This is a genomic window from Nocardia sp. NPDC056564 (genome assembly GCF_042793755.1).
In the GTDB taxonomy this organism is placed as follows: Bacteria; Actinomycetota; Actinomycetes; order Mycobacteriales; family Mycobacteriaceae; genus Nocardia.
Map to the genome: position 1 here is coordinate 153,396 of NZ_JBHTUR010000001.1, position 14,655 is coordinate 168,050.

At 68.7% G+C, this 14,655-nt stretch carries 14 protein-coding genes; 8 read left to right on the top strand and 6 right to left on the bottom strand.

The genetic code is table 11. The features are described 5' to 3' along the window. Nucleotides 1-41 precede the first annotated feature (41 nt). Both ACFQ9K_RS00770 and ACFQ9K_RS00775 read left to right on the top strand, forming a co-directional pair. Nucleotides 42-1,019 carry a ketopantoate reductase family protein gene (locus ACFQ9K_RS00770; protein WP_378722217.1) on the top strand — a complete coding sequence of 326 codons (978 nt, stop codon included), beginning with the start codon at nucleotides 42-44 and terminating at the stop codon, nucleotides 1,017-1,019. A gap of 66 nt (nucleotides 1,020-1,085) precedes the next feature. Next, nucleotides 1,086-1,529: an SRPBCC family protein gene (locus tag ACFQ9K_RS00775; RefSeq protein ID WP_378722216.1), complete on the top strand. Its 444-nt coding sequence runs from the start codon at nucleotides 1,086-1,088 to the stop codon at nucleotides 1,527-1,529. 1 nt (nucleotide 1,530) lies between these two features. Here ACFQ9K_RS00775 and ACFQ9K_RS00780 read toward each other — a convergent pair whose 3' ends face one another. Beyond that, nucleotides 1,531-2,235: a M24 family metallopeptidase gene (locus ACFQ9K_RS00780; protein ID WP_378722241.1), complete on the bottom strand. Its 705-nt coding sequence runs from the start codon at nucleotides 2,233-2,235 to the stop codon at nucleotides 1,531-1,533. Between the two features lie 139 nt (nucleotides 2,236-2,374). On the opposite strand from ACFQ9K_RS00780, the gene ACFQ9K_RS00785 reads away from it, so the two are divergent. Further along, a complete protein-coding gene (locus tag ACFQ9K_RS00785; RefSeq protein WP_378722215.1) occupies nucleotides 2,375-3,127 on the top strand; it encodes a GNAT family N-acetyltransferase in 753 nt (250 codons plus the stop codon). A gap of 18 nt (nucleotides 3,128-3,145) precedes the next feature. Here ACFQ9K_RS00785 and ACFQ9K_RS00790 read toward each other — a convergent pair whose 3' ends face one another. From ACFQ9K_RS00790 to ACFQ9K_RS00805, 4 genes are all read right to left on the bottom strand, one after another. Beyond that, complete coding sequence (locus ACFQ9K_RS00790) at nucleotides 3,146-3,796, bottom strand: class I SAM-dependent methyltransferase (protein ID WP_378722213.1); 651 nt, start codon at nucleotides 3,794-3,796, stop codon at nucleotides 3,146-3,148. Between the two features lie 102 nt (nucleotides 3,797-3,898). Beyond that, on the bottom strand, nucleotides 3,899-5,578 hold the full coding sequence (glpD, locus tag ACFQ9K_RS00795; RefSeq protein ID WP_378982638.1) for a glycerol-3-phosphate dehydrogenase: 1,680 nt from the start codon (nucleotides 5,576-5,578) through the stop codon (nucleotides 3,899-3,901). Between the two features lie 38 nt (nucleotides 5,579-5,616). Next, a complete protein-coding gene (gene glpK, locus ACFQ9K_RS00800; RefSeq protein WP_378720553.1) occupies nucleotides 5,617-7,137 on the bottom strand; it encodes a glycerol kinase GlpK in 1,521 nt (506 codons plus the stop codon). A 41-nt stretch (nucleotides 7,138-7,178) separates the two neighbouring features. Beyond that, nucleotides 7,179-7,991: an MIP/aquaporin family protein gene (locus ACFQ9K_RS00805; RefSeq protein WP_378720552.1), complete on the bottom strand. Its 813-nt coding sequence runs from the start codon at nucleotides 7,989-7,991 to the stop codon at nucleotides 7,179-7,181. Nucleotides 7,992-8,245: 254 nt separating this feature from the next. On the opposite strand from ACFQ9K_RS00805, the gene ACFQ9K_RS00810 reads away from it, so the two are divergent. Continuing rightward, a complete protein-coding gene (locus ACFQ9K_RS00810) occupies nucleotides 8,246-9,010 on the top strand; it encodes an IclR family transcriptional regulator (RefSeq protein WP_375921857.1) in 765 nt (254 codons plus the stop codon). Nucleotides 9,011-9,041: 31 nt separating this feature from the next. Then, nucleotides 9,042-10,565, top strand: a complete 1,524-nt coding sequence (gene glpK / locus ACFQ9K_RS00815) for a glycerol kinase GlpK (protein WP_378720551.1) — start codon at nucleotides 9,042-9,044, stop codon at nucleotides 10,563-10,565. Nucleotides 10,566-10,572: 7 nt separating this feature from the next. Here the strand turns inward: glpK (ACFQ9K_RS00815) and ACFQ9K_RS00820 are convergent, their stop codons facing one another. Then, on the bottom strand, nucleotides 10,573-11,883 hold the full coding sequence (locus ACFQ9K_RS00820) for a fatty acid desaturase family protein (RefSeq protein WP_378720550.1): 1,311 nt from the start codon (nucleotides 11,881-11,883) through the stop codon (nucleotides 10,573-10,575). Nucleotides 11,884-12,589: 706 nt separating this feature from the next. Between ACFQ9K_RS00820 and ACFQ9K_RS00825 the strand changes: the two genes are divergently transcribed. Genes ACFQ9K_RS00825 through ACFQ9K_RS00835 form a run of 3 tightly spaced genes read left to right on the top strand, consistent with a single transcriptional unit; the run spans nucleotide 12,590 to nucleotide 14,647 of the window. Next, complete coding sequence (locus ACFQ9K_RS00825; RefSeq protein WP_378720548.1) at nucleotides 12,590-13,777, top strand: lipid-transfer protein; 1,188 nt, start codon at nucleotides 12,590-12,592, stop codon at nucleotides 13,775-13,777. Between the two features lie 4 nt (nucleotides 13,778-13,781). Further along, on the top strand, nucleotides 13,782-14,240 hold the full coding sequence (locus ACFQ9K_RS00830; protein ID WP_378720547.1) for a MaoC family dehydratase N-terminal domain-containing protein: 459 nt from the start codon (nucleotides 13,782-13,784) through the stop codon (nucleotides 14,238-14,240). Further along, nucleotides 14,237-14,647: a MaoC/PaaZ C-terminal domain-containing protein gene (locus ACFQ9K_RS00835; protein WP_378720546.1), complete on the top strand. Its 411-nt coding sequence runs from the start codon at nucleotides 14,237-14,239 to the stop codon at nucleotides 14,645-14,647. Before ACFQ9K_RS00830 ends, ACFQ9K_RS00835 begins: the two co-directional genes overlap by 4 nt. Nucleotides 14,648-14,655 lie beyond the last annotated feature (8 nt).

Below are 14,655 nucleotides of genomic sequence, written 5' to 3' on the forward strand. Positions count from 1 at the left end.
CTGAACAGGCGGCGTCGGGCCCGAACTGGCAGGCTCGGGGGATGGCTACCAAGCGGTTCATTGTGTACGGAGCGGGCGCGGTCGGTGGCAGCCTCGGCGGGCTGCTGCACCGGGCGGGGCACCGGGTCGTGCTCATCGCGCGCGGGCCGCACCTGGATGCGATCCGGTCGGACGGCCTGCGCCTGGTGACCGGGGACGGCGCCGAGGCGCTGCCGATCGAGGCCGTGTCGAGTCCGGCGGAGCTGGACAGCGCGCCCGGCGACGTGGTGCTGCTGGCGATGAAGAGCATGAATACCGAAGCGGCGCTGCGGGATCTGGCCGCGGTGGCCGATCCGGCGACGCCGATCGTGTGCGTGCAGAACGGCGTCGCCAACGAGCGCGCGGCATTGCGCCTGTTCCCGAATGTGTACGGCGTCTGCGTGATGTTCCCGAGCACGCACCTGGAACCGGGCGTCGTGGAGCCGTACGCGTGGCCGGTGCCCGCCATCCTCGATATCGGCAGATACCCCGCCGGCGTGGACGAGACGGCGGAAGCCGTTGCGGCGGCGTTCCGTTCGGCGGGTTGCCATTCCGAGCCGCGGACCGACGTCATGCGCTGGAAGTACCACAAGCTGCTGATGAACCTCGGCAACGCGATCGACGCGACGGTCCGGCCGGGCGACGGCGTCGCCGAGCTGCTCGACTTGGCCAAGGCCGAGGGGATGCGCGTGCTCGAGGCGGCGGGCATCCCGTTCGTCTCGCCGGCCCAGGACGCGGCGCGGCGCGGCGACATCTTGCGGATCGATAGCACCCGCCGGTCCGGCAGCTCGTCCTGGCAGAGCCTGGCCCGCGGCACCGGCACCATCGAAACCGACTACCTCAACGGCGAAATCGTGCTGCTCGGCCGCCTGCACGGCGTACCGACCCCGGTCAACGAGCGGATCCAGGTGCTGGCCAACTCATTCGCTCGCGACGGCAGGGCGCCCGGATCGATGGCCGCGAACGACCTGCTCGCGGCCATCGGCCAGCCCGTGCTGTGATAGAACTTGCCGGTAGTTCGGCCGGATGCGGCCGGTGTCGGCGGTCGAAGGAGGCGCGTTTTGTCCATGATCACGGTTACCCGCGAGATCGCCGTCCCGCCGGAACGGGTCTGGTCGGTGATCACCGACCTCGATCGCACCGCCGAGGTCATCCGGGGAATCACCGCGCTGGAACGGGTCGATAGCGGCACCGGCTTCGAGGTCGGCACCAGCTGGCGAGAGACCAGGGTGATGCTGGGCAAGTCCGCCACCGAGACCATGACCGTGACGGCCATCGTGCCCGGCCAGTCCTACACCACCGAGGCCGATTCGCACGGCACCCACTACCGGTCCATCTTCACCGTCACGGCCAAGGGCGACAACACCCTGCTGGCACTGGGTTTCGAGGGGAAGCCACACGGCAAGGTCGGCCGGGTGGCCGCCTTCATCGGCAAGCTGCTCGAGGGACCGACCCGCCGCATGCTCCGCCGCGACCTCGACGACATCGCCGCCGCCGCGGAGCAGCGCTGAGCTACTCCGCCGGCGGCCGGATGTCGAGCAGTTGCTCGAAGAAGCCGCCGATGTTGTTCTTGCTGTCGACCAGGTGGATCTCCAGGATCCAATGGCAGATCCGGCCCTTGGGATCGAGGCGCCGCATCGGCGGGGTCGAGCCCTCCGCGACATAGGAGGTCACCGCGGTGCCGGAGATCTGCTTGTGCGGGAACTCGCCCACCAGGTGCCCGGCGATCTTCGCGGTCAGCTCCCAGCCCTGCGCCTTCGCCTGCTCGGCGACCCAGGCGTAGAGCTGTTCGCCGGTGATATCCGGATGCGCCTCGAAGTAGGCCCGGCCCTGCTCCCAGAACGGTTCCAGGGCGTCGCGCAACTTCAGCTTGGCCGGATCGTCGCCGAGCACGTAGGTGCGGCCGAAGTCGGCCTCCCACTCGGCGAAGATCGGCCCGAAGTCCAGGAAGCAGATGTCGTCCGCGCCGATGATCCGGTCCGGCGGGTTCGAGTCGTACGGTTCGAGCGTGTTGATCCCGGATCGCACGATCCGCTTGTGCCAGAACCGGCGGGTGCCGAACATCTCGTCGGCCAGGTCGCGCACCTCGTCGCTGACCGCCGATTCGTACTTCCCCGGCGCGAGGATCCCGCGCGCGATCACCTCGTCGAACAGCGCGACCGCGTTTGCCTCCGCCGCCAGCAGCGCGGATACCCGCTCCGCCTCGACCACATCCAGCGTCTCCATACCCCCGACCCTAGATCATTTCGGACGTCCGACCAGCAGCCGATCCGGCGCACGCGAGGTACCCGCGCCAGCGCGGGATCACGAACACGTTTGTTGCGTCAGGCGCGGCGCGGGCGGGAAGAATCGACGCATGCCAGCTTTGACCGACGACCTGGTCGCCGCCGAGCGGTTCACGCGATCGGCGCAGCCGGAGATCGCCACCGGCGACGGGCTGCTGCTGCGACCGTGGACAACCGCTGACGCACCCGAGGTCTTCGAGGCCTACCGCGATCCCGCCATCCAGCGCTGGCACGTCCGCGGCGCGGACTCGGTCGCGGAGGTGCGGGACTGGCTCGAACGGTGGGCCCGGGCCTGGCGCACCGGCACCGCCGCCAACTGGGCCGTCGCCGACCTCGGGACCGGGCGACTCGTCGGCCGGGCCGCGCTGAAGAACCTGGAGCTGGCCGGCGGCGTGGCCGAGGTCGCCTACTGGACGATGCCTGCCGCGCGCGGCCGGGCGGTGACGCCGCGTGCGGTCGTCGCGATGATGAACTGGGCCTTCGCGGTGGGTTTCCATCGACTACAGCTGTCCCACTCGGTGGCCAACCAGCCGTCCTGCCGGGTGGCCGCCAAGCTCGGCTTCGCGCTGGAGGGGACCATGCGCAGCGCGGGGCTGCATGCCGACGGCTGGCACGACATGCATCTGCATGCGCGGATCGAGAACGGGTATCCGGCCGCCATGAGTGGACCGCAGAAGGATCCGACGACGGCCGAAGTACAGCAGCAGGAGCCGGATTTCGCGCAAGAGCATTCGAAGCCGACGCACGCCGACGAGCATCCGCAGGGGGCCGATCTCGAAACCGACGAGTCGACCCCGGCCGGGCACAGCGGAATGGACGCCTAGGCGCTACTCGATCCGGTGCTAGACCCGCCGGATGCGGGCCAACCAGGCGATGAGATCGATGGAACCGCCCTCGGGCACACCGAGGTCCGGGTTCTGTTCGAGCGCCGCCGCGGTGACCCTGCCGCGATAGTAGGTTGCCTGGATATCCGCCAATTCCCAACCGTCGGTGAATGATTCGCGGATCACCGAGTCGCTGATCTGCGGCCCGAACCCTGGTCCGGCAGCCGAGAGCGCGAGAATGTTGACCAATCCGCCCGGCCTGCAGAGCGCGTGCAGGCTGCGCACGTAGGCGGCGCGGGGCTCGGGTTCGGTGCCGAAGACGTGGAACAGCGCGCTGTCCACGATCGTGTCGAAGACCGGCGCGTGCTCGGCGGCCCCGAACGCGATGGCATCGGCCACCTCGAACTTCGCGCCCGGAACCCCTTGCGCGGCAGCGTTTCCGCGCGCGAATCCGACCGCGCTGGCGGACAGATCGATACCGAGCACGTCGTACCCGAGCTTGGTCAGCAGGATCGTGTGCTCACCCGCGCCGGAACCGGAATCGAGCACCCGCCCGCGGATCCAGCCGTCGCGTTCCAGCGCGACGATCGCGGGCTGCGGTTCACCGATCACCCACGGCGCGATGTCGTTGTCGTAGGCGGAATTCCAGAAATCAGCTGATCTCGTCATGCCCTCGATCGTTCACCCTGAACCGAGGTTGAGGTCAACCACGCCAGGCGTAGCTCCCCGTCGGCGAGCTCGGAGCTGCCGGCTCGCCGACGGGGAGACGGGTCAGGCGACGGCGACCAGGCGGGCGGCGTTCGCGGCCTCGTCGTCGGCCGCCTGGTTGGCGGCCAGCTCGGCCTCGACGCGGCCGCGGTAGCGGGAGAGTTCGCGCTCGGCGTCGGCGGCATCCCAGCCGAGCCGGGCGCCGATCAGCATGGCGACCTCGGGGGCGGCGAGCAGGCCGCGGTCCGATGCCTCGATGGAGATGCGGGTGCGGCGAGTGAGCACGTCGTCGAGATGCAGTGCGCCCTCGTGGGTTACCGCGTAGACGATCTCGGCGGCGAGGTATTCCTCGGCGCCGGTGAGCGGCTGGGCCAGCGTGGGATCCTCGGCGATCAGCTCGAACAGGTCGTGCACCGCGGAGCCGTACCGGCCGAGCAGGTGCTCGACGGTCGTCGTCGACAGCCCGGCGCGCTGCGCCACGCCGGCCAGGTCGGCGGCCATCTCCTGGTAGCCGACCGCGCCGAGCAGCGGCAGTTTGTCGGTCACCGACGGCGCGACCGCGCGGCCGAGACCCTGCACCGCGGCGTCCACCACGTCGGCCGCCATCACCCGGTAGGTGGTGTACTTGCCGCCCGCGATCACGAACAGCCCCGGAACCGGTTCCGCCACCGCGTGTTCCCGCGACAGCTTCGCGGTGTCACTGGACGCGCCGGACACCAGCGGGCGCAGCCCGGCGTAGGTGCCGACGATGTCGTCGCGGGTCAGCGGCTCGCGCAGCACCGCGTTGACGTGATCGAGGATGTACTGCACGTCGGCGTTGCTCGCGGCCGGATGATCCTTGTCCAGCGACCAATCCGTGTCCGTGGTGCCGATGATCCAGTGCTGGTGCCACGGGATGACGAACAGCACGCTCTTCTCCGTGCGCATGATCAGCCCGGTGTCCAGGTCCAGCCGCTCGCGCGGCACCAGGATGTGCACGCCCTTGGAAGTGCGCACGTGGAACGGGAATTCGACGCCGGTCATCCGGTTCATCTCGTCGGTCCACACGCCGGTCGCGCTGATCACCCGGCGGGCGCGCACGGTGTACTCACACCCGGTCTCGAGATCGGTGACGTGCGCGCCGACCACCCGGTCGCCGTCGCGCAGCAGCCCGGTCACCTTGGTGCGGGTCAGCACGGTCGCGCCGTGCTGGGCCGCGGTGCGGGCGATCGTCATCGTGTGCCGCGCGTCGTCGACCTGTGCGTCGAAGTAGCGGATGGCTCCGGTCATCGAGTCCGCGCGCAGCGCGGGCGCCAATTCCAGTGCGCGCGTGCGGGAAAGGTGCCGGTGCATCGGGAGCGCCCGGGCGCCGCCGATGGTGTCGTACAGGGCGACGCCCGCACCGATGTACGCGCGCTCCCACACCCGGTGCTGGAGCGGCAGCAGGAACGAGACCGGGCGCACCAGATGCGGCGCCAGCTTGTTCAGCAGCAGGCCGCGTTCCTTCAAAGCCTCCCGCACCAGCCAGAAGTCGAGCTGCTCGAGGTAGCGCAGCCCGCCGTGGATGAGCTTGCTGGAGCGGCTGGACGTGCCCGCCGCGAAGTCCCTGGCTTCCACCAGGGTGACGCTCAGCCCGCGGGAGGCGGCGTCCAGTGCGGCGCCGGCGCCGACCACGCCGCCGCCGATCACCAGCACATCGATCTCTTCGTCGCCCAGCGCGTCGATGGCCTCGGCGCGGTAGGCGGGGTCTAGTCGTGCAGACATGAATCTCTCCTTGTTTCAGTGATATTCGCGTCGGCGACTCAGTCGTCTACGTCTATCCAGTCGAGGGTGCGCGACACGGCCTTCTGCCAGCGGGCGTAGCCGCGTTCGCGCTGCTCCTCGGACCAGGTGGGGTTCCAGCGCTTGTCCTCGTGCCAGTTCTGCACGAGTTCGTCTGTGCTGCTCCAGAATCCGACCGCCAGCCCGGCCGCGTAGGCGGCGCCGAGCGCGGTGGTCTCCGCGACCACCGGCCGCGACACCGGCACGCCGAGGAAGTCGGCCTGGATCTGCATGCACAGCTCGTTGGCGGTGACGCCGCCGTCCACCCGCAGCACATCGAGCGCCACGCCGGAGTCGGCCTGCATCGCCTCGACGACGTCGCGGGTCTGGTAGCAAATGGATTCCAGCGTCGCCCGCGCCAGATGGGCGTTGGTGCTGAACCGGGACAGCCCGACGATCGCGCCGCGCGCGTCCGAGCGCCAGTACGGCGCGAACAGGCCGGAGAACGCGGGCACGAAGTACACGCCTCCGTTGTCCTCGACCTGCCTGGCCAGCGATTCGCTCTGGGACGCACCGGAAATGATGCCCAGCTGGTCGCGCAGCCACTGCACCGCCGAGCCGGTCACCGCGATCGAACCTTCCAGCGCGTACACCGGTTTGGCGTCGCCGAGCTGGTAGGCCACCGTGGTGAGCAGCCCGTGCTGCGAGCGCACGATCTCCTCACCGGTGTTGAGCAGCAGGAAGTTTCCGGTGCCGTAGGTGTTCTTCGCCTCGCCCGGCCGGAAGCACACCTGGCCGACCGTGGCCGCCTGCTGGTCACCGAGCACACCGGACAGCGGCACCTCGCCGCCGAACGGCCCGTCCGCCCTGGTCTTTCCGAACAGCTCCGGGTTCGACGACGGCGCGATGGCAGGCAGCATGGACCGCGGGATGCCGAAGATGGACAGCAGTTCGTCGTCCCAGTCCAGGGTCTCCAGGTTCATCAGCATGGTGCGGCTGGCGTTGGTCGGGTCGGTGACGTGCACCCCGCCGTCGACGCCGCCGGTCAGGTTCCACAGCAGCCAGCTGTCGGTGGTGCCGAAGATCGCCTCGCCGCGCTCGGCCGCCTCCGCGACGCCGGCCACGTTGTCCAGGATCCAGCGCAGCTTGCCGCCGGAAAAGTAGGTGGCCGGGGGCAATCCGGCCTTGTGCCGGATGGTGTCGCCGTGGCCGGCGCGCTCCAGTTCCGCGGCGATGCGGTCGGTGCGGGTGTCCTGCCAGACAATGGCGTTGCAGTAGGGACGCCCGGTGGTGCGATTCCACACCACCGTGGTCTCGCGCTGATTGGTGACGCCGACCGCGGCCAGGTCGCTGGCCTGCAGGTCGGCCTTGGTGAGGGTGCTCTGGATGACCGCGCGGGTGCGTTCCCAGATCTCGGTCGGATCGTGCTCCACCCAGCCCGCCTGCGGCAGGATCTGCTGATGCTCGAGCTGGTGGCGAGCGACCTCGTTACCGCTGTGATCGAACACCATGAAGCGCGTGCTGGTGGTGCCCTGGTCGATGGCGCCTACGTACTGGCTCATCGTGGTCCTTTCGAAAGAAAACTACGGGGAGAGAAAGAGATTCAGAAAAGGACCTGTGCGGCCAAACCGGCCAGCACGCCGCCGAGCAGCGGTCCGGCGATCGGCACCCAGGCGTAACCCCAGTCGGAGTTCTTGCCGGCGGGCACCTGGGCCGGGCCGGGATCGGCGAGCGGCTCGGCCGAGCGGGCGCCGACGGTCGCGGGCTCCCGCACCGCCGTGGTCTTGTGCACCGGCAGCAGCGCGTGCGCCAGCCGGGGCCCGAGGTCGCGGGCCGGGTTGATGGCGTAGCCGGTCGGCCCGCCGAGCGAGGCGCCGATGCCGACGACCAGCAACGCCGCGGCGAGCGGGCCGAGCCCGGTCGCGGTGTGGCCCATGGCCAGCAGCACCAAGACCAGGGCGAAGGTGGCGACCACCTCGGTGGCGAAGTTCCAGGACAGATTGCGGATCGCCGGACCGGTGGCGAACACGCCGAGCTTCTTCTCCGCGTCGGTCTCCTCGTCGAAGTGCCGCTTGTAGGCGACATAGGCGAGGTTCGCGCCGACGAACGCGCCGACCAGCTGGCCGAGGAGATAAGCGATGGTGGTGGCGGCGGTGATCTCGACGCCGGGGGTGTATTCGTCCGCGCCGCTGAACAGCACGCCGATGGTGTACGCGGGATTGAGGTGGCCGCCCGTTTTATACGCGACGTAGACGCCGGCGAGCACGCCGAGTCCCCACCCGAAATTGATCAGTAGCCAGCCGCCGTCGAATCCCTTGGATTTGGTCAGCAACACATTCGCGACTACGCCGACACCGAGTAGCACCAGCATTCCCGTGCCGAGTGCTTCACTCAGGAAGATCGAGCCGAAGTTCACCGTTGAGTCTCCGTTCGCCCTGCCGGTCGCGGTCGCGACCCTGCGGACCTCGACGTTACGACGGGATCGAAACGGGGCACATAGGACACGTTCGACAATGCTGAACGGTCGGGCTGGCTGCGGGTGGCCGCTGCCACTACTGTCGGGCGCCCGAGGGGGTCGACATGACGCACGTCACACCGGCGCGCCGGGAATGTTGCTATCGGTTCACCAGGTGTTCGACATTGTCGAACCGAGAGGTTAGGTTTCGGTTCATGCCCGGTCCGATCCAGTCGATCGAACGAGCGGCGGCCATTCTGCGGCTGCTCGCCCGCGGCGCGGGGCGCCTCGGCGTCGGGGAGATCGCCGGTGCGCTCGATCTGGCCAAACCCACCGCACACGGCATCCTGCGCACCCTGCAGGGCGTCGGCTTCGTCGAGCAGGACTCGGCGACCGGCAAATATCAGCTCGGGGCGGCGCTGCTGCACCTCGGCACCAGCTATCTGGATGCCAACGAGCTGCGCTCGCGCGCGATCAACTGGGCCGACGCGCTGGCCGCGCGCACCGGCGAGGCGGTCCGGATCGGCGCGCCGGTCGACGGCGCCGTGGTCGTCGTGCACCACGTGTTCCGTCCGGACAACACCGAACAGGCCCTGGAGCTGGGCGAACTGTTACCACCGCACGCGACCGCCCTCGGCAAGGTGCTGCTCGCCTTCGACGCGGAACTCGCCGCTGCCGTGCGCGGGGGCGACCTGCCCTCGCTCACCCGCCGCACCATCGTCGACCGGGTCGCGCTCAATCGGGCCCTCGCCGCGGTCCGGCAGGCGGGCTGGGCGGGCGACACCGAGGAGTTCCGGCCGGGCGAGGCGGGCATCGCCGCGCCGATCCGCGCGCACGGCGGACTCGTGGTGGGCGCCATCGGCATCAGCGGACCGGTCGACCGGCTCTGCGACCCGCAATTACGGCACCGCCCCGCGTTGATCACCCTCGTGCGCGACGCCGCGCACGCGGTCTCCCGCGATCTCGGCGCCGGACACTGACCACACCGATTCACCTCAGGAAAGGACGCGGATGACGCAGCGGTTCGTGCTCGCCATCGATCAGGGCACCACCTCCACCAGGTGCATCCTGTTCGATCAGCGCGCACGCCTGGTCGCGGTCGCGCAACGCGAGCACCAGCAGCACTATCCGCGCCCCGGCTGGGTCGAGCAGGACGCGATGGAGATCTGGCGCAATGTCGACCGGATCGTGCCGCAGGCGCTGCGCGACGCCGGCATCACCGCCGATCAGGTTGCGGCCCTTGGCATTGCGAACCAGCGCGAGACCACGGTGGTGTGGGATCGGCGGACCGGTGCGCCGATCCGGCGGGCCATCGTCTGGCAGGACACCCGCACCGAGGACCTGGTCCGTGAGTTCGAGGAAAGGCCAGGCGCGCAACATATCCGGGAACTGTCCGGATTGCCGCTGGCCACCTACTTCGCCGCGCCGCGGCTGCGCTGGCTGCTGGACAACATCGCGGGCCTGCGTGATCGGGCCGAACGCGGCGAGGTGCTGTTCGGCACCATGGAAACCTGGCTGATCTGGAATCTGACCGGCGGAGTGGACGGCGGCCTGCATCTCACCGACGTCACCAATGCCAGCCGCACCTTGCTGATGAACATCGCCACCCTCGCCTGGGACGAGGAACTGCTGAGCTTCTTCGGCATCCCCGCGGCGATGCTGCCGCGCATCCAGCCCTCGACCGCGTCCTACGGCACCACCCGCCGGGTGGTGCCCGGCATTCCGATCGCCGCCGCGCTCGGCGACCAGCATGCCGCACTGTTCGGCCAAACCTGTTTCGCGCGTGGGGAAACCAAGTGCACCTACGGCACCGGCGGCTTTCTCATGATGAACACCGGCCGCGAATTGGTGCAGTCCTCGCACGGCCTGCTCACCACCATCGGCTACCAGATCGGCGACGAGCAGCCGATGTACGCGCTGGAGGGGCCGATCGCGGTCACCGGCTCGCTGGTGCAGTGGGTGCGCGACAACATCGGCCTGGTCACCAGCGCGCCCGAGATCGAAACCCTCGCGCGCACAGTGCAGGACAACGGCGGCTGCTACATCGTGCCCGCCTTCTCCGGGTTGTACGCGCCGCACTGGCGCAGCGACGCCCGCGGCCTCATCGTCGGCCTGACGTCCTATATCACCAAGGGCCACCTCGCCCGCGCGGTCCTGGAGGCCACCGCCTGGCAGACTCGGGAGGTGGTCGACGCCATGAACGCCGACTCCGGTCTACAGGCCCGCGCCCTGCGGGTCGACGGCGGCATGACCTCCGACAACCTGCTCATGCAGATCGTCGCCGACGTGCTCGACGTCCCTGTCATGCGTCCGTTCAACGCCGAAACCGTCTCCCTCGGTGCGGCTTACGCGGCGGGCCTGGCCGTCGGCTACTGGCCTGACCTGGAGGGCCTGCGCAACAACTGGCGGCTGGCCGCGCAATGGCGTCCGCAGATGGACCCGGTGCACCGGGCCGACGAGTACGAGAACTGGCAGCGCGCGGTCCAATTGACCTTCGGCTGGAAGCGATCGAAGCGCCATCCGGCAGGCGCCTGAGGCCGGATTACCCGCCGGCGGCGACCGGCCTGCGCAGCGAGCCTTCGATATTCGACCGCACCCGCTGGGCGGTCCGGCGCAACCGCCCGCCCTTCAGCCCGGCCTCCAGTTCGAGGCGCAGGCGTCCGTTGTGCAGGGCGGTGCGCAAACCCTCTGCCGCGCCGGTTATTTCGGAGACGGCGAGGGTGGCGCCGCTCTGGAACTTGCGCTCCGAGGCGGTCTCCGGCGCGTCGTCGGAGGTGGCGATCAGGAAGCGGTCGGGGACCGCGAGCTTGTGGATGGTGCGCATGGTGAGCAGGTACTGACGCAGCAGGGATCCGCTGGTGTAGGGCAGGTCGTACTTGTCGCACAGCGCGCGCACCCGGACGGCGATCTCGGCGTAGCGGTTGCTCGGCAGGTCCGGGAACAGGTGGTGTTCGATTTGGTAGCACAGGTTTCCGCTGGCGAAGGCGAGGGCCGGGCCCGCGTCGAAGTTCGCGGTGCCCAGCATCTGGCGCAGGTACCACTCGGACTTCGTCTCGTCCGCGAGCGCGGCGGGGGTGAACTTCTCCGCGCCGTCGGGGAAGTGGCCGCAGAAGATGACCACGTACGTCCAGGCGTTGCGCACGACGTTGGCGGTGAGGTTCGCGGTCAGGGCGCGGCGCCAGCGCTTTCCACTCAGCGCGGGGAACAGCACGTAGTCCTTGATCGCCTGGCGGGAGATCTTCTTCAGGAAGGCCCTTGTCACAGCGGCCTTTTCGGCCTTCGACTCGAACCGGTCGCGGTCCGCGTACAGGCCGTGCAGGCCGATGCCCCACTCGAAGGTGGTGGCCAGCAACAGGTTCTGCAGTGGTTGCAGCAGATGGCTCGGGTTCCACGCCTGGTCCCTGGTCACCCGCATCACGCCGAAGCCGATGTCGTCGTCCATGTCGATGACGTTGGTGTAGAGGTGATGGCGGTAGTTGTGCGAATAGCGCCACTGGGAGGACAGCCCGACCATGTCCCATTCCCAGGTGCTGGAGTGGATCTCCGGATCGTTCATCCAATCCCATTGGCCGTGCGAGACGTTGTGCCCGATCTCCATGTTCTCCACGCACTTCGCCGCGGCCAGCGCCGCGGTGCCGAGCAGCCAGGTCGTCCTGTTCCGGTTCACCGCGATCAGCAGCCGGGCCGCGATGTCGAGGGCGCGCTGGAATCGAATGGTGCGCCGGATGTAGGCGGCGTCGCGGCCGCCGAGCGACTCGCTGACGTCGCGATGGATCGCGTCCAGCTCGGTACCGAGCGCTTCGATGTCGGTCTTGCTCAGGTGTGTGTACACGGCGATGTCGGTGATGGCCATTGGTCCTCTTCGGATGGATCGGCTGCGCAGGCGCAGGAAAGCCCGGTCAGGCCGCCGAGCCGGGTCGGGATCGGCGTTGCTCAGGTGAACCGAGCTCGATGATCGGCCGAAGAAATGGCCGACGATGCTTCTGGCCTCGACGGTACCAGCGCCGCGAAGACGGCCACGGCAACAGCGGGCGGACGCCAGGACAACGGGACATGACCGGGCCGGATAACCCGCGCCGGGACACGACAACATCCCAGTGGAACGGGATCATGCGCGGTTCCGCGCGCCGAAGGGGTTGAATAGAGGGGATTGGCTATTCGCGGCCGATCGGAGGAGGCTCGACGAATGAGTCAGGAAAGCGGGCAAGGGTCCGGGCTGTTCAGCCATGACACCATTCCCATTCAGGTGTATACGCCTGCCGAGAGCAGTGACGTACATCATCAGCCGGTATTCAGTAGAGCCGAAGATGGCTCCGGGTCTGCTGTCGGGGAGGTCACTCCGCCGCACGCCTGACGCCGGACATGACCCGAGCCCCCGCATCTCGTCGAGAGATGCGGGGGCTCGCGTCGTTTCCATGGCTGTCTCCGGGTCGGTTAAGTGAATCATTCTTAGCGTAATGCAGGTCACTGACCTGCGTTTATGTCGTTTGCCCTTCCAGGTGTAAGCCGGGTGATGTTCAATAAGTGAATATCCGCTAGTCACCGTTGATGGGAACGACATGAGCAGACGCGCCGTCGTCGCCGGGGTGGGAATGATTCCGTTCACCACACCGAGCCGGAGCCAGACCTATGACGTCATGGGCACGAGAGCGGCACGGGCCGCGCTGCTCGATGCCGACGTCGACTACGACCGGATCCAGCAGGCCTACGCCGGCTACGTCTACGGCGATTCGACCTGCGGGCAGGCGGTGATCTACGGACTCGGGCAGACCGGCATCCCGGTGATCAACGTCAACAACAACTGCTCGACCGGATCGTCGGCCCTGTTCCTCGCCCGCCAGGCGGTGGAATCCGGTGCCGCCGAGGCGGTTCTCGCCGTCGGCTTCGAGCAGATGCAGCGCGGCGCGCTGGCCCGCGGCTACGCCGATCGGCCGAGTCCGTTCGCGCGCTTCGACGAGGTGATGGACGAGATCCAGGAGCGCGACGAATCACCCTTCGCGGCACAGATGTTCGGCGGGGCCGGACGGCAGTACGCGGAAAAGTACGGCACCGCACCGGAAACCTTCGCCAAGATCTCGGTGAAGTCGCGCAGGCACGCGGCCAACAATCCGTTCGCGGTGTTCAAGGACCCGGTCACGGTGGCCGAAGTGCTTGCCTCGCCGCACATCTACGGCCCGCTCACCCGGTTGCAATGCTGCCCGCCCACCTGTGGCGCGGCCGCGGCGGTCATCGTCAGCGAGGACTTCGCCGCGGCCAACGGCATCGACGCGTCGATCGTGATCCGGGCACAGGCGATGACCACCGACTTCCCGTCCACCTTCGCCGAGCAGGACATGACGAAGATCGTCGGCTACGACATGTCCAAGGCCGCGGCACACCAGGTCTACGAGGCCTCGGGCGTCTCGCCCGAGGACATCCGGGTGGTCGAGCTGCACGACTGTTTCACCGCCAACGAACTGCTCACCTACGAGGCGCTCGGGCTCACCCCGGAGGGCACGGCGGAGAAGTTCGTCGTCGACGGCGACAACACCTACGGCGGCCGGGTGGTCACGAATCCGTCGGGCGGGCTGTTGTCCAAGGGGCACCCGCTCGGCGCGACGGGGCTCGCGCAATGCGCCGAATTGGTCTGGCAGCTGCGCGGACAGGCGGAGAGGCGGCAGGTCGCCGACGACCTGAAGCTGGCCCTGCAGCACAATATCGGGCTCGGCGGCGCGGCCGTGGTGACCCTATACGAGAAGGTGGGCTGACCGAATGCCCGTGGACCAGAGCGTCATCGGCACGCCACTGCCGCCGAGCACCCTGACCGTGGAGGCCGGCCGGCTGCGCTTCTTCGCCCAGGCGATCGGCGAGCGGAACCCGATCTTCACCGATCTCGACGCGGCGAAAGCGGCGGGCTACGCGAATCTTCCGGTGCCGCCGACCTTCTTGTTCGGCATCGAACTGGACAACCCCGATTCGTTCAGCTGGCTCGCCGACCTCGGCATCGACCTGCGCCGGGTGCTGCACGGCGAGCAGTCGTTCACCTATCACGCGACCGCGGTGGCCGGCGACGTGCTCACCGCGACGCCGACCATCGGCAACGTCTACACCAAGAAGGGCGGCGCGCTGGAGTTCATCGAGAAGTCCTCCGTCGTCACCCGCGCCGACGGCACCCTGATCGCCGAGCTGAAATCCGTGATCGTCGTGCGTAACCCGGAGGCGGCGACATGACCGGCCTCGCCTCCGTCGACCTCGGCGCCGAACTGCCGCCGCTGCGGGTGCGGCCGATCACCCGAACCACGTTGGCGCTGTTCGCCGGCGCGTCCGGCGATCACAACCCGATCCACATCGACCTGGATGTGGCGAAGTCCGCCGGGCTGCCCGACGTCTTCGCGCACGGCATGCTGTCGATGGCCTATCTCGGCCGGCTGCTCACCGATTGGGTTGACCCGCGGTCGATCCGGAGCTATCGGGTGCGGTTCGCCGCCATCACTCCGGTGCACGCCGAGCCCACCGCGACCGGCAAGGTCGTCTCGATCGACACGGTGGACGGCGAACGCCGGGCCACCCTGGAACTCGCCGTCACCCTCGCCGACGGCACCGTCACACTCACCGGCGACGCCGTCGTCGCCCTCTGAAAGGAATT